Below are 17,799 nucleotides of genomic sequence, written 5' to 3'. Positions count from 1 at the left end.
CGAATTCTTGGGCAATGTCGGGAATCGGCCCAACGCCTGTCCAGGGTAAAACGTGTATCCAGATAAAACTTGAGGCTGGGAGCCTGCAAGACGCCGGCGGTAAACCGCTGACGTCCGACAGACAACCAACCTCATAGCGCAATCGCTGATTAGCGACGCAGACCCAGGCGACCGATCAGAGTCTGATAACGACCCAGATCCTTGCCTTTCAGGTAGTCCAGCAGCTTGCGACGCTGGTTTACCATGCGGATCAGACCACGACGGGAGTGGTGATCTTTACCGTTGGCCTTGAAGTGACCTTGCAGCTTGTTGATGTTGTGGGTCAGCAGTGCAACTTGCACTTCTGGCGAACCGGTGTCACCAACAGCTTGCTGGTAGTCAGCAACGATTTGAGCTTTTTCTTGAACGTCGAGAGCCATGAGGCAATCCTTTTATCAGGAAACTGTTTCAAAGAAACAGCTTCAACAGGCCAGGGACAAATCCCTGTATCTATAAATGAGTAGTGACCGTGCCTGTTAACAGCCACCCTCGCCAGCCTGCTTTGACACAGACCGGTTTCGGTCATTCCGACCGAATCAGTCGACGTGGCGCAATGCGCCCGTCTTCGCTCACTTCACCGATACCGATGAAGCGACCATTGTGATCCTGTACCCGCACCATGCCGAACTTCGGAGCATCCGGGGCACGCACCGGCTGGCCGTTGAGCCAGTAGAACGCACTCGCTTCGGAGAAGTGCAGCAACGGCCAATCCTGCAGGCCGCTGTCCGATGGCATCAGGAAGCGATCCACCGCTTCGTTGCCGCCCTCGGCATGTACCGCTTCAAGCTCTTCGAGGGTCACCGTCTGCGCCAGGGTGAAAGGCCCGGCCTGGGTACGGCGCAATTCCGCGACGTACGCACCACAACCGAGTTGCTCACCGATATCCTCCACGAGGGTGCGAATATAGGTGCCTTTGCTGCAATCCACCGCAAGTCGTGCAGTATCGCCTTCGAAGGCCAGTAATTCCAAGCGCGCAATAGTAACAGAACGCGGTTCACGCTCCACTACTTCGCCTGCACGAGCCAACTTGTAGAGCGGCTGGCCATCACGCTTTAGCGCCGAGTACATCGGCGGTATCTGACTGATTTGCCCACGAAATTTCGGCAATGCCGCTTCGACATCGGCGCGACCAACGGTCACCGGGCGCTCCTGCAAAACCTCACCTTCGGCATCGGCCGTGGTGGTGGTCTTACCCAGTTGCGCGAGGGTTTCATAAGCCTTGTCGGAATCGAGCAGGTACTGCGAGAACTTGGTCGCTTCGCCAAAGCACAACGGCAAGACGCCCGTGGCCAGAGGGTCGAGGCTGCCGGTGTGACCGGCCTTCTCGGCGTTGAGCAACCAGCGAACCTTCTGCAACGCGGCGTTGGACGTGAATCCCAACGGCTTGTCGAGCAGGATGATGCCGCTGACGTTACGACGGATACGTTTGACCTGAGCCACCGAGTTACTCCTTGGTGTCTTCAGGTTCAGCAGCGACCGGATGCTGATTGTCTTCAGCCACCGCACGCTCGATCAGCGCCGACAGGTGCGCGCCACGCACGACGGACTCGTCGTAGTGGAAGTGCAGTTGCGGCACGCTGCGCAGCTTCATTTCACGGGCCAATTGCATGCGCAGGAAACCTGCGGCGGAATTGAGCACCTTGATGCTTTGTGCGATGTCTTCAGCGTTGTCCTGCCCCATCACGGTGATGAAAATCTTCGCGTGACCGACGTCACGGCTGACTTCCACTGCGGTAATGGTGACCAGACCCACGCGTGGATCCTTGACTTCACGACGGATCAGCTGGGCCAGCTCGCGCTGCATCTGATCGCCGATACGTTGGGTACGGCTGTATTCTTTTGCCATGATTTTGTTACCTGTTACTGCCCGGCGGTGAAACCCGCCAGGTCTGAAAGCGGCAAACGCCCGGCCTGACAAAAGCCAGACCGGGCGTTGCGTTTAGAGTCCGGGTGATGCGCCACACTGTTGAGTGCGGCCGGCCATCACGGCTCCTGAAGTGCGCGAGTTAGAGGCTGCGAGCAACCTGAACCTTCTCGAAGACTTCGATCTTGTCGCCGACTTTGACGTCGTTGTAGCTCTTCACGCCGATACCGCATTCCATGCCGGCACGTACTTCGGAAGCGTCATCCTTGAAGCGGCGCAGGGATTCCAGCTCGCCTTCGAAGATAACGATGTCTTCACGCAGTACACGGATCGGACGGTTACGGTGCACAACACCTTCGATCACCATGCAGCCAGCGATCGCGCCAAACTTCGGCGAACGGAACACGTCACGCACTTCGGCCACACCCAGGATATTCTCGCGAACATCGCTGCCGAGCATGCCGGTCAGGGCTTTCTTGACGTCTTCGATGATGTCGTAGATCACGTTGTAGTAACGCATGTCCAGACCTTCCTGCTCGACGATCTTCCGTGCGCCAGCATCGGCACGCACGTTGAAGCCGAACAGTACAGCGTTGGAAGCCAGTGCCAGGTTAGCATCGGATTCGGTGATACCACCGACACCGCCGCCGACTACGCGCACTTGAACTTCGTCGTTGCCCAGGCCATTCAAGGCACCGTTCAACGCTTCCAGCGAACCACGGACATCGGATTTGAGGACGATGTTGAGCGTCTTCTTCTCGGCCTGACCCATGTTTTCGAAGATGTTTTCCAGCTTGCCGGCGTGAGCGCGAGCCAGTTTGACTTCGCGGAACTTGCCTTGACGGAACAGAGCCACTTCACGGGCTTTCTTCTCGTCAGCAACCACGCTCATCTCGTCGCCAGCGTCCGGGGTACCGTCCAGGCCGAGGATCTCGACAGGGATGGAAGGACCGGCTTCTTTGATTGGCTTGCCGTTCTCGTCGAGCATGGCGCGAACGCGACCATAGTTCGAACCGACCAGGACCATGTCGCCTTGGCGCAGGGTACCGTCTTGAACCAGAACGGTTGCCACCGGGCCGCGACCTTTGTCGAGACGCGATTCAACCACAACACCACGACCAGGAGCCGATGGAGTTGCTTTCAGTTCGAGAACTTCAGCTTGCAGCAGAACGGCTTCAAGCAACTCGTCCACGCCAGTACCGACTTTCGCCGAAACCGGAACGAACGGCGTATCACCGCCCCACTCTTCGGAAGTCACGCCGTGAACCGACAGTTCGCTACGGATGCGATCGAGATCGGCGCCCGGCTTGTCGATTTTGTTCACTGCAACAACCAGTGGAACGCCAGCCGCTACAGCGTGCTGAACAGCTTCAATGGTCTGCGGCATCACGCCGTCGTCCGCTGCAACCACCAGAATCACGATGTCGGTCGCCTTGGCACCACGAGCACGCATTGCGGTAAACGCGGCGTGACCCGGGGTATCGAGGAAGGTGACCATGCCGCGTTCGGTTTCAACGTGGTACGCACCGATGTGCTGGGTGATACCGCCGGCTTCGCCAGCAGCTACCTTGGCACGACGGATATAGTCGAGCAGGGAAGTTTTACCGTGGTCAACGTGGCCCATTACGGTCACGACTGGCGCACGGGAGAACGACTCACCTTCAAACTTCAGGGACTCGGCCAGGGAATCTTCCAGGGCGGTGTCGCTGACCAGGGTCACTTTGTGGCCCAGTTCTTCGGCTACCAGTTGAGCAGTTTCCTGATCAAGCACCTGGTTGATGGTCGCTGGAGTACCCAGTTTGAACATGAACTTGATGATTTCAGCAGCCTTGACCGACATCTGATTGGCGAGATCGCCAACAGTGATGGTCTCGCCGATCTGCACATCACGCACGACAGGGCCGGTTGGGCTCTGGAAACCGTGAGCGTTGCGCTTCTTCAGCTTGGCCTTGCCGCGACCACCACGACGGAAGCCATCGCTTTCTTCGTCGGTAGTGCGTGGCGCCACACGTGGAGCCGGCGCTTTTTCTTTGACCGAGGCGCGATGCGGAGCGTTTTTGCGCTCGCCATCACCACCACCGCTACGACGATTGTTGTCGTCGGCACGTGGTTTGTCCGGACGGCGCTGTTCGTTCTGCTTGTTGCGAACTTCGGCAGACGGAGCTGGAGCAGCGGCCACTACCGGTGCGCTTTCGCGAACAGGTTCGGCAGCTGCAGCCGGCGCCGCAACGGCGTCGCTGGCAGCGGTCTGCGCGGCAGCAGGCTGGCGGCGCGCTTCTTCTTCGGCGCGTTGCTTGGCTTCTTCTTCAGCCTTCTGACGAGCAGCATTTTCTACTGCGCGACGCTCATCCAGTTCACGCTTGCGCTCGGCTTCGATTTCTTCCGGGCTGCGCTGTACGAAAACTTTCTTTTTGCGAACTTCTACGCTGATGCTTTTGCTACCAGCCACACGCAGGGTGCTGGTGGTTTTACGCTGCAGCGTGATCTTGCGTGGTTCTTCCACTTTCGCCTTGTGGCTGCTTTTCAAGTGAGTCAGCAGAGACTGCTTCTCACTGTCAGTCACATTTTCTTCGGCGGCGGTGTGCGGCAGACCTGCCTCACGCATCTGCTGCAACAGGCGCTCTACCGGTGTTTTGACCTCATCGGCCAGTTGTTTCACCGTGACTTGCGTCATGCACTTCTCTCCTCAGGCCGCGCCTAATTACTCGAACCAGTGGGCTCGGGCGGCCATGATCAACTTGCCGGCACGATCATCGTCAATGCCGTCGATGTCGAGCAGGTCGTCAATAGACTGCTCGGCCAGGTCTTCGCGGGTAATTACGCCGCGCACCGCCAGTTCCATCGCCAAATCCTTGTCCATACCCTCAAGCGAGAGCAGGTCTTCGGCCGGATGGGCGTCTGCCAGCTTTTCCTCAGTAGCGATGGCTTTGGTCAACAAACGATCCTTGGCACGAGCGCGAAGCTCGTTGACGATATCTTCGTCAAAGCCGTCGATGTTGAGCATTTCTTCCAACGGTACGTAGGCAATCTCTTCCAGGCTGGTGAAGCCTTCATCAACCAGCACCTGAGCCAGTTCTTCGTCGACTTCCAGCTCGTCGATGAAGTTGCGCAGGATGTCGCCGGTTTCTGCTTGCTGCTTAGCCTGGATGTCCGATTCGGTCATCACGTTCAGGGTCCAGCCAGTCAACTGGCTCGCCAGACGCACGTTCTGACCACCACGACCGATGGCCTGAGCCAGATTGTCTGCGCCAACGGCGATGTCCATTGCGTGGGCATCTTCGTCAACGATAATTGCCGCAACCTCAGCCGGGGACATGGCGTTGATCACGAACTGAGCCGGGTTGTCGTCCCACAGGACGATATCAACACGCTCACCGCCCAACTCACCCGACACTGCCTGGACGCGCGAACCGCGCATACCGATGCAAGCGCCCTGTGGGTCGATGCGTTTGTCTTTCGAGCGGACGGCGATCTTGGCGCGCGAACCCGGATCACGGGATGCAGCCATTACTTCGATCAGGCCTTCGGCAATTTCCGGCACTTCGATACGGAACAGCTCGATCAGCATTTCCGGCGCGGTACGCGACAGGATCAGCTGCGGGCCGCGGTTCTCGGTGCGGATTTCCTTGAGCAACGCACGCAAGCGCACGCCGACACGGAAGGTTTCGCGAGAAATGATGTCTTCACGGGCCAGCAACGCTTCAGCGTTGTTGCCCAGATCGACGATCACGTTATCGCGGGTGACTTTTTTCACGGTGCCGGAGATGATTTCTCCCAGGCGCTCGCGATAGGCGTCGACCACTTGAGCGCGCTCGGCTTCGCGAACTTTCTGCACGATGACCTGCTTGGCAGTCTGTGCAGCGATGCGGCCGAACTCGATGGATTCGATCTTTTCTTCGACGACGTCGCCAACCTTGGCACCAGGATGCGTTTCGGCAACCTTGCTTGGCCAGGTTTCGATGGCCGGATCGTCGAGATCATTCTCTTCGACGACCGTCCAGCGACGGAAAGTTTCGTATGCCCCGGTGTGGCGGTTAATTTCCACACGCAGGTCAACTTCGTCCTCAAAACGCTTTTTGGTAGCAGTGGCCAGAGCCAGCTCCAGCGCTTCAAAAATTACGCTTGCCGGTACGCCCTTTTCATTGGATACCGACTCAACAACCAGCAGTACTTCTTTGCTCATCGTACGCCTCGCCTTTCGCAAGCCATTGGATCCGCGGGATCCGCGTCTCAGTCAAAACTGGGAATAATGTTGGCCTTGTCGATCATATCGATCGGCAACAGGAACTCATGGTCGTCTACCTGCACCACGACATCCTGTTCTTCTACACCGCGCAGAAGGCCCTGAAAGTTGCGTCGCCCTTCAAAAGGCGAGCGCAGCTTGATCTTCACTTGTTCACCGGCAAACTTTGCAAACTGCTCAAGAGTGAACAGTGGGCGCTCCATGCCAGGCGAGGAAACTTCGAGGGTGTATTCAACGGAGATCGGATCTTCAACATCCAGTACACCGCTGATCTGACGGCTGACAATGGCGCAATCGTCCACCAGCACGCCACCCTCTTTATCGATATAAACGCGCAACATCGAGTGACGACCCTGAGCCGAAAACTCGATACCCCAGCATTCATAGCCCAGGGCCACGACCACCGGGGCCAGCAAGGCCTGCAACTCTTCTAGCTTGCTCGACACCTGAACCCCCTAGTGCATGATATGTGCATGCTTTGCAAAATAAAAAAATGGGCTTAACGCCCATCCTTGAAACGCCGTCGAACAGCGGCGTTGAAAGTGTCCAGCTAACAAAAAGCCCCTTAAAAGGGGCTCCTTAAACTGGTTGCGGGGGCCGGATTTGAACCGACGACCTTCGGGTTATGAGCCCGACGAGCTACCAGACTGCTCCACCCCGCGACAAAGCTGGGGCGGAAGTATACGACCGATCCCTTATAGGGTCAATGTAACCTTCCACCTGCAAGAAAGCCCGCAACAGCGGGCTCTCCTGACTAATTGGTACCGAGAAGGGGACTCGAACCCCTACACCCTATGGGCACAACCACCTCAAGGTTGCGTGTCTACCAATTCCACCACCTCGGCAAAACTACGTTTGAAACCCTTCTTACTTCTGCTCTTGAGCTGGAGGTACGTCAGTCGCTGGAGTAGCCGACTTTTGCTCTTGAAGCACCGGTACATCATCAGAAGCCGGTTGTTGTTGCTTAGGTACTTCCAACACTGCTGGATTTGGGAGACCTGCCTGAGTCAGCTGGTGAGCCTTCTCTTTAGCAAAGTAACCTAACCCCAAGCTGGTTATGAAGAAACCGGCGGCAAGTATAGCAGTAAACTTACTAAGAAAGGTAGAGGAACCTTGGCTTCCGAACACAGTATTTGAAGCACCTGCTCCGAAAGACGCGCCAGCGTCCGCACCCTTACCCTGCTGCAGCAAAACCAGAGCAACTACGCCCAATGCACCCAGCAGATGAAAAACGACTACGACTGTTTCCAGCATTTTTTCAGTTTCCCGCGGCGCGACAAATCGCACCGAACTCATCTGCATTCAGGGAGGCTCCACCAATGAGCCCCCCATCGATATCCGGCATGCCGAACAGTTCGACCGCATTGGCCGCCTTCACGCTGCCGCCGTATAGAAGCCGCACACCTCGTGCCACTTCAGAATTCTCTGCCGCCAGCTGCTCGCGAATGGCTTTATGCACATCCTGAGCTTGCTGCGGCGTCGCAGTCAGTCCGGTACCAATAGCCCAGACCGGCTCGTAAGCAATGACTGCCTTGGCAAAAGCACCGACACCCAGCTCCTCGATGATGCTGCCCAGCTGACGCCCGACAACCTCAAGAGTTTTTCCGGCTTCGCGCTGCTCGAGGGTTTCCCCTATACACAACACCGGAATCAAGCCACATGCCTGCGCAGCTGCAAACTTGCGATTCAGCATCCCATCCCGCTCGCCCATTATCTGGCGACGCTCGGAGTGCCCGACAAGCACCAGGGAACAACCTGCATCCACCAACTGACTCGGCGCAATCTCACCGGTCAATGCACCTTGCATGGATTCCACCGCAGAATTCTGCGCGCCGACCGAAATCGACTTGCCTTTCAAGCCATCAATCACTTGATTGATATACAAGCAAGGCGGGAATACCGCGACATCAACACCGCTTGGCAAGGCCAGATGACGAAGGCCGTTGATCAGCTCAGCGACGCTGGCGCGGGTACCGTGCATCTTCCAGTTACCAGCTACCATAGGGCGACGCATGCTGTACCTCGTCGGTCAAAGTGGGCGCAGATGTTACCCAACACAATCATGGCTTGCAAGCCGTATCAGGCAGAAACTTCAGTTACCAGTTTTGCCAGCTCTTCGGCGTAGTTGCGAACCTGGGTTTCGTCCTCGCCTTCGACCATTACGCGCACCAGAGGCTCTGTCCCGGACTTGCGCAAAAGCACGCGACCGCGCCCCGCCATTGCCTGGGTAACACGCGCACTGGCTTCCTTGACAGCCGAGTGTTCCAGCGGACTTTCGCCACCACCAAAACGCACATTGATCAGCACCTGAGGGCACTTGCGCAATGCCTGACGCGTTTGCGCCAACCCTTCATTACGGGTCTTCAAGGCCATCAGCACTTGCAAAGCCGCGATGATCGCATCACCGGTCGTGGTGTGATTGAAGCAAACGATATGCCCTGAATTTTCGCCACCGACCAGCCAATTGCGCTCAAGCAACTCAGCGATCACGTAGCGGTCGCCGACATTGGCACGAATGAACGGAATCGAAAGCTCTGCAAGCGCGAGCTCCAGACCCAGATTACTCATCAGGGTGCCAACCACGCCGCCCTGCAACTTGCCACGTTCATGCAGATCGCGAGCAATAATGAACAACAACTCGTCGCCATCAACAATGGCGCCAGTGTGGTCAACCATCAGAACCCGATCGCCATCGCCATCAAAAGCGATACCCAGGTCGGCATGCTCCGCCAGTACCGCAGCCTGCAGCTGCCCCATATGGGTCGAGCCGCAATTCTCATTGATGTTCAGACCGTTAGGCTGGGCTGACAGCACGACAACTTCCGCACCCAGCTCCCGGAAGACACTCGGAGCCACCTTGTAGGTCGCACCATGCGCACAGTCGATAACGATCTTGAGTCCAGAGAAACTGGTGCCCGTTGGCACGCTGCTCTTGCAGAATTCGATATAACGGCCTGACGCATCGTTGATCCGCGAGACCTTGCCGATCTTGCTCGATTCGACCACGGTCATCGGCGTATCGAGCAACTCTTCGATCATCAGCTCCAGTTCATCGGGCAGCTTGGTGCCTTTACCGGAGAAAAACTTGATGCCGTTATCGTCGTGCGGATTGTGCGAAGCACTGATCACGATACCGGCCTCAGCCTGGAACGTGCGCGACAAGTAGGCGATGGCCGGCGTCGGCATAGGACCCAGCAGCATCACATCGGCACCCGCCGATGTCAGACCGGCCTCAAGCGCCGACTCGAACATATAACCGGAAATTCGCGTGTCTTTGCCGACCAGCACCTTGCAGGCGCCCATCTTGCGGAACGCCATGCCAGCAGCCCAGCCGAGCTTGAGCATGAAGTCAGGAGTAATCGGGTATTCACCAACGCGACCACGAATGCCGTCAGTACCAAAATATTTCTTGCTCATAAGCGCTCCATCATTCTTATTCGGCTGATTCCACGGCCGCGATCATCCGCACCACGTCTACTGTTTCCGCCACATCATGGACGCGCAATATACGCGCACCTTTCACCGACGCCAGCGCCGCCAGCGCCAATCCGCCATGCAGCCGCTCGCCAACAGGACGATTCAAGGCGTGCCCAATCATGCTCTTTCGGGAAACACCAACCAGCAAGGGCCTGCCCAACGCATGCAGGGCTTCCATGTGCTTGAACAAGCTTAGATTGTGCTGCAGGGTTTTGGCGAAACCGAAGCCCGGATCAAGAATGATCCGCTCGGCAGGAATACCTGCTGATGCACACACCGACATCCGCTGCGCGAGAAACTCGCCAACCTCGCGAGTGACATCGTGATACTGCGGATTGTCCTGCATATCGCCTGGCTCACCGAGCATATGCATCAGACATACCGGCAAGCCTGTCGCCGCCGCTGCATCCAACGCACCATCGCGCTGTAGCGATCGCACATCATTGATCAAACCGGCACCCAACCGTGCGGTTTCGCGCATCACCGCAGGCGTAGACGTATCCACCGAAATGATCACATCAAGCTCGCGATTGATCAGCTCGACAATCGGCGCCACGCGCTCAAGCTCTTCGAGCGGAGAAACCGCTCGCGCGCCAGGCCGGGTGGACTCGCCACCGACGTCAATCAGTGTCGCACCCGCCGCAACCATCGCTTCTGCATGGCGCAAGGCAGCGTCAAGCTGGCTGTATTGGCCGCCATCAGAGAAAGAATCAGGGGTGACATTGAGAATGCCCATGACATGCGTCTGGGCCAAATCAAGAACCCGGTTGCCGCAAGGCAACCGGGTCAGGGACTGTACAGAAGTCATTTCAAACCTTAAACGTCAGCAGCCGGACCGCCAATCGGTGTTTCCGGACGCTCGTCCTGAACCACTGGAGGTGGTGGTGTACCCGTGCCACCCGACCAGTCACGAGGCTCGCGAGGCGTACGACCGGCCATGATGTCGTCGATCTGTTCAGCATCGATCGTTTCGTACTTCATCAGGGCATCGGCCATGGCATCGAGCTTGTCACGGTTGTCCGTGAGGATCTGCTTGGCGGTGCCGTAGCACTGGTCAATGATACTGCGCACTTCGGAGTCGATCAGCTTGGCTGTCTCGCCAGAGAAACTGGCAGCCTGACCGCCACCGCCGCGGCCGAGGAATACTTCACCCTCTTCTTCGGCATACATCAACGGACCGAGTTTTTCCGACAGACCCCACTTGGTCACCATGTTCCGCGCAATCTGGCTAGCACGCATGATGTCGTTGGAAGCACCGGTGGTCACACCGTCAAAGCCCAGGGTCATTTCTTCAGCGATACGGCCGCCATACAGCGAGCAGATCTGGCTGATCAGCGCGCGCTTGGACAGACTGTAGCGATCTTCTTCCGGCAGGAACATGGTCACACCCAGCGCACGGCCGCGCGGAATGATCGACACTTTGTAGACCGGATCATGCTCAGGCACGACGCGACCGACAATGGCGTGGCCAGCTTCGTGATAAGCGGTGTTCTGCTTCTCTTTCTCGGACATGACCATCGATTTGCGCTCGGCGCCCATCATGATCTTGTCTTTGGCCAGTTCGAACTCTTTCATTTCAACGATGCGCTTGCCGCTGCGCGCAGCGAACAGCGACGCTTCGTTGACCAGGTTTGCCAGATCAGCACCGGAGAAGCCTGGAGTACCACGCGCGATAACGGCCGGAGCGACGTCGTCACCCATTGGCACTTTGCGCATGTGAACCTTGAGAATCTGTTCGCGACCACGGATATCCGGCAGACCGACGACAACCTGACGGTCGAAACGGCCCGGACGCAGCAGCGCAGGGTCAAGTACGTCAGGACGGTTGGTTGCAGCGATAACAATGATGCCGTCGTTCATTTCGAAGCCGTCCATCTCGACCAGCAACTGGTTGAGAGTCTGCTCACGCTCATCGTGACCGCCACCCATGCCAGCGCCACGATGGCGACCGACGGCGTCGATTTCGTCGATGAAGATAATGCACGGCGCGTGCTTCTTCGCCTGCTCGAACATGTCGCGAACACGGCTCGCACCGACACCGACAAACATTTCAACGAAGTCGGAACCGGATATGGTGAAGAACGGAACCTTGGCTTCGCCGGCAATTGCCTTGGCCAGCAAGGTTTTACCGGTACCCGGAGGACCGACCATCAGCACACCGCGAGGAATACGACCGCCCAGGCGCTGGAACTTGCCCGGATCACGGAGGAACTCAACCAGTTCGCCGACTTCTTCCTTGGCTTCGTCGCAACCGGCAACGTCAGCCAATGTGGTTTTCACCTGATCTTCGGAGAGCAGGCGTGCCTTGCTCTTGCCAAAGCTCATCGGCCCGCCCTTGCCACCGGCACCGCCCTGCATCTGGCGCATGAAGAACATGAACACCGCGATGATCACCAGGATCGGGAAGCTGGCTACCAGAAGCTGGGTCCAGATGCTTTGCTGCTCAGGCTGCTTGCCTTCAACCACAACGTGGTTGTCGACCAGATCGCCGATCAGGCCATTGTCCTGAATTGCCGGACGAATGGTCTTGAAGCTGTCGCCATCGTTGCGCTTGCCGGTGATTACATAGCCATCAACCGCTACGCGCTCGACCTTGCCATCCTTGACCTGCTGGATGAAGTCGGAATAGTTGAGGGTCTGCGGCTCGTTAGGGCTGGAGAAGTTGTTCATCACCGTCACCAGGACAGCCGCGATGATCAACCACAGGATCAGATTCTTTGCCATATCGTTCAATTAACTACCCTCTGAAGCAAGCTCCGCTACTGGCGCGCGCTTCGCATGATATTCACCGGCCTAACTTACTACATTACCTACGGCTCTGGCAGGCGCCGTCTGTAACCCTTTGTGAAACACTTTCTACACAATATTCGTTAATGCTAGCCGGGCGAAATACTAAAAACCTATCACCCCGCACAAAAACCTCGTTTTACTCACTACGTCCGCGGTAACCCCAAGCCAGCATGTATTGCTCGCGTGAGCTGCCACGGGAGGAGTCCGGCTTGATCATCTGGATCTTGTCGAACTTTTTGCGAGCGTCCTTCAGGTAAACATCAAATCCTTCGCCCTGAAAAATCTTGATCACAAAATTGCCACCCGGCTTGAGTATCCGCTCCGCCAGATCAAGCGCCAGCTCGCAGAGAAACATGGCTTTGGGCATATCCACTTCGGGCGTACCACTCATATTGGGGGCCATATCGGAAATCACAAGGTCCACCTGCGAATTACCCACAGCTTCAAGAATCTGAGCGAGTACTGCGTCCTCGGTGAAGTCACCCTGAATAAAGGTCACGTCAGGGATGCTGTCCATTTCCAGAATGTCCGAAGCGATCAGGCGGCCCTGACCACCGATCAGCCGGCTAGTCACCTGCGACCAGCCACCGGGCGCTGCACCCAGGTCGACAACGCTCATGCCAGGACGGATCAGCTTGTATTTCTCCTGGACTTCCAGAAGCTTGTAACTCGCACGCGAGCGGTAGCCATCCTTCTGCGCTTGCTTCACATAGGGATCGTTGACATGTCGTTTCAGCCAACCAAGGCTTGTCTTGGAACGCGCCATTGGGCACCTCGATGATAAGGGTCGTGATTAATTGGGCGGATCCACGAACCCTCGGGTAAAATGGCCGCCATTTTACAGAATCCAGACGAAAGGGTCAGATTATGCCGCTCACTCCAGAGCAGAAGAAACAGTACAAATCCATTGGCCACCACCTGAAGCCGGTTTTGACGGTGGCTGACAACGGTTTGACTGAAGGTGTTTTAGCCGAACTTGAACGCGCCCTGGCGGATCATGAGCTGATCAAGATCAAGCTCAATATCCTCGATCGCGAGTCGCGCCTGGCGCACATCGCAGAGCTGTGCAAGGTTGGCAAAGCAGACCTGGTACAGGTCATCGGCAAGATGGCACTGGTTTACCGCAAGAACTTCAGCGTCAACAAGCAGCTGTCGAACGTTCATCGCTTCAAGTGATGAAAAGGGTCAAGGGTGTGCTTCGCGCACCCTGCCACTCCATCCCGGCACCGGCTGCATCACCAGCACCAGCCCGGAAAAGCCCAAAACCAGATAACTGAACACCTGCCAGCGCTGCGCATCCGGCCAGCCGACACGCACTGCGACATACATCGCACACGCATACAACGCCATCAACAGCACCTGCCCACGAAAATCCCGCCATAGACTGGCAAGGCCCTCGGCCTGTACCAGCACCAAAGCCTGAAAAATAACGCATGCGGCGGCGAACCCCACCACCAGCACTTCAAATGCACTGGCAACTTCATCGATCAGCAGCGGTGCCAGGCCAATCTTGCCCAGCGCCGGCTGCAAACCGAGATGTATCAGCCATAGACCGCCGACCCAAAGCATCTGGGTCAGCTGCCAAAGCATGGCGCCAGCATGCAGCGGGCGCCCTTTTTCAGATGTGGCGGACTTCGACAATCTCGTACTCGATAACGCCGCTCGGCGTTTTCACGGCGACCACATCGCCCTCTTCCTTGCCGATCAAGGCACGGGCCAAAGGCGAGCCGACCGAAATCTTGCCGAGCTTGAAGTCAGCCTCATCCTCACCCACGATGTGGTAAGTGACGCTTTCATCAGTCTCGACGTTGGCGATTTCGACGGTAGTGCCAAAAATCACCTTGCCGGTATGAGGAATGGTCGTGACGTCGATGATGACCTGATTCTGAATCCGGCCTTCGATGTCACGAATCCGCGCCTCGACCATGCCTTGCTGTTCGCGGGCGGCATGGTATTCAGCGTTTTCCTTCAAGTCACCCAACTCGCGGGCCGTACCGATGTCCTGGCTGAGCTTCGGACGAACGACCTTGGTCAGGTGAGCGTGTTCTTCTTCCAGGGCTTTAGCGCCCTGGACGGTCATTGGGTATTTGATCATGCCTTCAATCCTGCGTGTAGATCCTGCAAGCGGCGCACAGTCTTTTCCGGACCGAACTTCAGCGCTTCACAGATAGCTTCGCCAGCAGCAATGGTGGTGGTGCAATAGATCTTGTGCTGCAAGGCATTACGACGAATGGAGTACGAATCAGCGATCGACTGACGACCTTCGGTGGTGTTGATGATCAGCGTGACTTCGTCATTCTTGATCATGTCGACCACGTGCGGACGCCCCTCGGTCACCTTGTTCACACGGCGCACTTTCAGGCCTGCGGCTTCGATCAGCTTGGCAGTACCGGCAGTGGCAACCACTTCGAAGCCCAAGTTGATCAGATCACGGGCCACGCCTGCAACCAATGGCTTGTCGTCGTCGCGCACGCTGATGAACGCAGTACCGCCGGTCGGCAGCACTTCACTGGCGCCCATCTGGGCTTTGGCGAATGCTTCACCGAAGGTGTCACCGACGCCCATCACTTCACCGGTCGACTTCATCTCTGGGCCGAGGATCGGGTCAACGCCAGGGAATTTGGCGAACGGGAACACCGCCTCTTTCACGCTGTAGAAGTTCGGGATGATTTCTTTGGTGAAGCCGATTTCTTTCAGGGTCTTACCGGCCATCACGCGGGCAGCGATCATCGCCAGGGAGACACCGATGCACTTCGACACGAACGGTACGGTACGGGAAGCGCGCGGGTTGACTTCGATGACGTAGATGTCTTCGCCCTGCAAAGCCAACTGCACGTTCATCAGGCCGACAACGCCCAGTTCCAAGGCCATTTTCTTGACCTGTTCGCGCATCTCGTCCTGGATGTGCGCCGGCAGCGAGTACGGCGGCAGCGAGCACGCGGAGTCACCGGAGTGAACGCCAGCCTGTTCGATGTGCTGCATGATCGCGCCGATCACCACGTCTTTGCCGTCGCAGACCGCATCCACGTCCATTTCGATGGCGCAGTTGAGGAAGTGGTCGAGCAGCACCGGGCTGTCGTTGGACACTTGCACCGCGTCACGCAGGTAACGCTTGAGCTCGTCTTCTTTATAAACGATTTCCATCGCACGGCCGCCCAGTACATAGGACGGGCGCACCACCAGCGGATAACCGATTTTCGCAGCAGCACGAACAGCTTCATCTTCGCTGCGTACGGTGGCGTTTGGCGGCTGACGCAGATTCAGGCGCTCAACCATTTGCTGGAAGCGCTCACGGTCTTCAGCGCGGTCGATGGCGTCAGGGCTGGTGCCGATGATTGGCACGCCAGCGGCTTCCAGAGCACGCGCCAGTTTCAGCGGGGTCTGGCCGCCGTACTGGACGATCACGCCTTTCGGCTTCTCGACACGGCAGATTTCCAGTACGTCTTCCAGGGTTACCGGCTCGAAGTACAGACGGTCGGAAGTGTCGTAGTCGGTGGAAACGGTTTCCGGGTTGCAGTTGACCATGATGGTTTCGTAGCCGTCTTCGCGCAGAGCGAGGGCAGCGTGAACGCAGCAGTAGTCGAACTCGATGCCTTGGCCGATACGGTTTGGACCGCCACCCAGAATCATGATCTTGTCGCGGCCCGACGGCGCGGCTTCGCACTCTTCCTCGTACGTCGAGTAGAGGTAAGCGGTATCAGTGGCAAACTCGGCGGCGCAGGTGTCAACGCGCTTGTAGACCGGGAACACTTCGAGCTTTTGACGGTGGGTACGCAGGTTCTTCTCGGTCACACCCAGCAGCTTGGCCAGGCGCTGGTCGGAGAAGCCTTTGCGCTTGAGCTTGAACATCAGGTCGCGATCGATAGCGGACAGACCGAGGGTCTTGACCTTCTCCTCTTCCTTGATCAGATCTTCGATCTGCACCAGGAACCAAGGGTCGATCATGTTCATGCCAAAGATGTCTTCGACCGACAGGCCAGCGCGGAAAGCGTCCGCCACGTACCAGATACGCTCGGCGCCCGGCACGGTCAGTTCGCGCTTGAGCACGCTCATGCTTTCCGGGTTGCTCAGGTCGAGCTTCTCGTCCAGACCGCAAACGCCCACTTCCAGACCGCGCAGAGCTTTCTGCAGGGACTCCTGGAAAGTACGGCCGATGGCCATGACTTCACCAACCGACTTCATCTGAGTGGTCAGGCGCGCGTCAGCCTTGGCGAATTTCTCGAAGGCGAAACGCGGCAGCTTGGTCACGACATAGTCGATCGACGGTTCGAAGGACGCCGGGGTCTTGCCGCCGGTAATGTCGTTCGACAGCTCGTCGAGGGTGTAGCCCACAGCCAGTTTGGCCGCGACTTTGGCGATCGGGAAACCGGTGGCTTTCGAGGCCAGCGCCGAGGAACGCGATACACGCGGGTTCATTTCGATCACGACCATGCGGCCAGTGTTCGGGCAGATACCGAATTGAACGTTGGAACCGCCCGTCTCGACGCCGATCTCGCGCAGTACCGCCAGGGAGGCGTTACGCAGGATCTGGTATTCCTTGTCGGTCAGGGTTTGCGCTGGAGCCACGGTGATCGAGTCACCGGTGTGCACGCCCATCGGGTCAAAGTTTTCGATCGAGCAGACGATGATGCAGTTGTCCTTTTTGTCGCGGACAACTTCCATCTCATATTCTTTCCAGCCGATCAGCGATTCGTCGATCAGCAGCTCTTTGGTCGGCGACAGGTCCAGACCACGGGCGCAGATTTCTTCGAACTCTTCACGGTTGTAAGCGATACCGCCACCGGTGCCGCCCATGGTGAAGGACGGACGGATGATGCACGGGAAGCCCAGGGTTTCGAGAACCGCGTTGGCTTCTTCCATGCTGTGGGCGATACCGGAACGCGGGCACGCCAGGCCGATGGATTTCATCGCCTTGTCGAAACGCGAACGGTCTTCAGCCTTGTCGATGGTGTCGGCGTTGGCACCGATCATTTCTACGCCGAACTTCTCCAGAACGCCTTCGCGCTCCAGGTCCAGGGCGCAGTTCAAAGCAGTCTGGCCGCCCATGGTTGGCAGCACCGCGTCCGGACGTTCTTTCTCGATGATCTTGGCAACGGTCTGCCACTTGATCGGCTCGATGTAGGTAGCGTCGGCCATGTCCGGGTCGGTCATGATGGTGGCCGGGTTGGAGTTCACCAGGATGACGCGGTAACCCTCTTCGCGCAGGGCTTTGCAGGCCTGGGCGCCGGAGTAGTCGAATTCGCAGGCCTGGCCGATAACGATCGGGCCAGCGCCGAGAATCAGGATGCTTTTAATGTCTGTACGTTTTGGCATGGGTTTGTCACTCAAATCCGCAGGTCAGTCGGCAAGCCGTCTTGATCGATTTCTGAAGTCTCGAAGGGGCCGC

The 17,799-nt window shown here is 57.5% G+C and carries 16 protein-coding genes and 2 tRNA genes; 1 reads left to right on the top strand and 17 read right to left on the bottom strand.

What is annotated here, in order from left to right:
• Positions 1 to 149: 149 nt before the first annotated feature.
• The 14 genes from rpsO to rlmE all read right to left on the bottom strand — a co-directional run bounded on the left by rpsO (position 150) and on the right by rlmE (position 13,179).
• A complete protein-coding gene (gene rpsO / locus PspS49_RS04195) occupies positions 150 to 419 on the bottom strand; it encodes a 30S ribosomal protein S15 (RefSeq protein WP_003177875.1) in 270 nt (89 codons plus the stop codon).
• A gap of 142 nt (positions 420 to 561) precedes the next feature.
• Positions 562 to 1,479: a tRNA pseudouridine(55) synthase TruB gene (gene truB / locus PspS49_RS04190; protein WP_008088346.1), complete on the bottom strand. Its 918-nt coding sequence runs from the start codon at positions 1,477 to 1,479 to the stop codon at positions 562 to 564.
• A gap of 4 nt (positions 1,480 to 1,483) precedes the next feature.
• On the bottom strand, positions 1,484 to 1,885 hold the full coding sequence (gene rbfA, locus PspS49_RS04185) for a 30S ribosome-binding factor RbfA (RefSeq protein WP_008088344.1): 402 nt from the start codon (positions 1,883 to 1,885) through the stop codon (positions 1,484 to 1,486).
• A 160-nt stretch (positions 1,886 to 2,045) separates the two neighbouring features.
• On the bottom strand, positions 2,046 to 4,577 hold the full coding sequence (gene infB, locus PspS49_RS04180; RefSeq protein ID WP_150749590.1) for a translation initiation factor IF-2: 2,532 nt from the start codon (positions 4,575 to 4,577) through the stop codon (positions 2,046 to 2,048).
• Positions 4,578 to 4,604: 27 nt separating this feature from the next.
• Positions 4,605 to 6,086, bottom strand: coding sequence for a transcription termination factor NusA (gene nusA, locus PspS49_RS04175; RefSeq protein WP_127925790.1), 1,482 nt, complete (start codon positions 6,084 to 6,086; stop codon positions 4,605 to 4,607).
• A gap of 47 nt (positions 6,087 to 6,133) precedes the next feature.
• Positions 6,134 to 6,592, bottom strand: coding sequence for a ribosome maturation factor RimP (rimP, locus tag PspS49_RS04170; RefSeq protein ID WP_007915250.1), 459 nt, complete (start codon positions 6,590 to 6,592; stop codon positions 6,134 to 6,136).
• 139 nt (positions 6,593 to 6,731) lie between these two features.
• Positions 6,732 to 6,808: transfer RNA gene (locus PspS49_RS04165), tRNA-Met, on the bottom strand.
• Positions 6,809 to 6,905: 97 nt separating this feature from the next.
• A tRNA-Leu gene (locus PspS49_RS04160) sits at positions 6,906 to 6,991 on the bottom strand.
• A 22-nt stretch (positions 6,992 to 7,013) separates the two neighbouring features.
• Positions 7,014 to 7,400: a preprotein translocase subunit SecG gene (gene secG / locus PspS49_RS04155; protein ID WP_016986497.1), complete on the bottom strand. Its 387-nt coding sequence runs from the start codon at positions 7,398 to 7,400 to the stop codon at positions 7,014 to 7,016.
• A 4-nt stretch (positions 7,401 to 7,404) separates the two neighbouring features.
• Positions 7,405 to 8,160, bottom strand: coding sequence for a triose-phosphate isomerase (tpiA, locus tag PspS49_RS04150; protein WP_016986498.1), 756 nt, complete (start codon positions 8,158 to 8,160; stop codon positions 7,405 to 7,407).
• A gap of 65 nt (positions 8,161 to 8,225) precedes the next feature.
• On the bottom strand, positions 8,226 to 9,563 hold the full coding sequence (gene glmM / locus PspS49_RS04145) for a phosphoglucosamine mutase (RefSeq protein ID WP_127925789.1): 1,338 nt from the start codon (positions 9,561 to 9,563) through the stop codon (positions 8,226 to 8,228).
• A gap of 16 nt (positions 9,564 to 9,579) precedes the next feature.
• Complete coding sequence (folP, locus tag PspS49_RS04140) at positions 9,580 to 10,431, bottom strand: dihydropteroate synthase (protein ID WP_127925788.1); 852 nt, start codon at positions 10,429 to 10,431, stop codon at positions 9,580 to 9,582.
• A gap of 8 nt (positions 10,432 to 10,439) precedes the next feature.
• Positions 10,440 to 12,347, bottom strand: coding sequence for an ATP-dependent zinc metalloprotease FtsH (gene ftsH / locus PspS49_RS04135; protein ID WP_127925787.1), 1,908 nt, complete (start codon positions 12,345 to 12,347; stop codon positions 10,440 to 10,442).
• Between the two features lie 202 nt (positions 12,348 to 12,549).
• Complete coding sequence (rlmE, locus tag PspS49_RS04130) at positions 12,550 to 13,179, bottom strand: 23S rRNA (uridine(2552)-2'-O)-methyltransferase RlmE (protein WP_008088328.1); 630 nt, start codon at positions 13,177 to 13,179, stop codon at positions 12,550 to 12,552.
• 101 nt (positions 13,180 to 13,280) lie between these two features.
• On the opposite strand from rlmE, the gene PspS49_RS04125 reads away from it, so the two are divergent.
• Positions 13,281 to 13,589, top strand: a complete 309-nt coding sequence (locus tag PspS49_RS04125) for a YhbY family RNA-binding protein (protein ID WP_003221534.1) — start codon at positions 13,281 to 13,283, stop codon at positions 13,587 to 13,589.
• A gap of 9 nt (positions 13,590 to 13,598) precedes the next feature.
• Here the strand turns inward: PspS49_RS04125 and PspS49_RS04120 are convergent, their stop codons facing one another.
• From PspS49_RS04120 to carB, 3 genes are read right to left on the bottom strand one after another with little or no spacing between them, the layout of a single operon-like run.
• Complete coding sequence (locus tag PspS49_RS04120) at positions 13,599 to 14,003, bottom strand: MFS transporter (RefSeq protein ID WP_150749592.1); 405 nt, start codon at positions 14,001 to 14,003, stop codon at positions 13,599 to 13,601.
• Between the two features lie 28 nt (positions 14,004 to 14,031).
• The gene (gene greA / locus PspS49_RS04115; protein WP_003221530.1) at positions 14,032 to 14,508 is read right to left on the bottom strand and encodes a transcription elongation factor GreA; all 477 of its coding nucleotides are present in this window, start codon (positions 14,506 to 14,508) and stop codon (positions 14,032 to 14,034) included.
• Positions 14,505 to 17,726, bottom strand: a complete 3,222-nt coding sequence (gene carB / locus PspS49_RS04110; protein ID WP_007915231.1) for a carbamoyl-phosphate synthase large subunit — start codon at positions 17,724 to 17,726, stop codon at positions 14,505 to 14,507. Before carB ends, greA begins: the two co-directional genes overlap by 4 nt.
• Positions 17,727 to 17,799 lie beyond the last annotated feature (73 nt).

It is taken from the genome of Pseudomonas sp. S49, from assembly GCF_009866785.1.
Taxonomy (GTDB): domain Bacteria; phylum Pseudomonadota; class Gammaproteobacteria; order Pseudomonadales; family Pseudomonadaceae; genus Aquipseudomonas.
The sequence above is the reverse complement of the archived record's forward strand: the minus strand, read 5'-3'. Positions and strand labels throughout refer to the sequence as shown.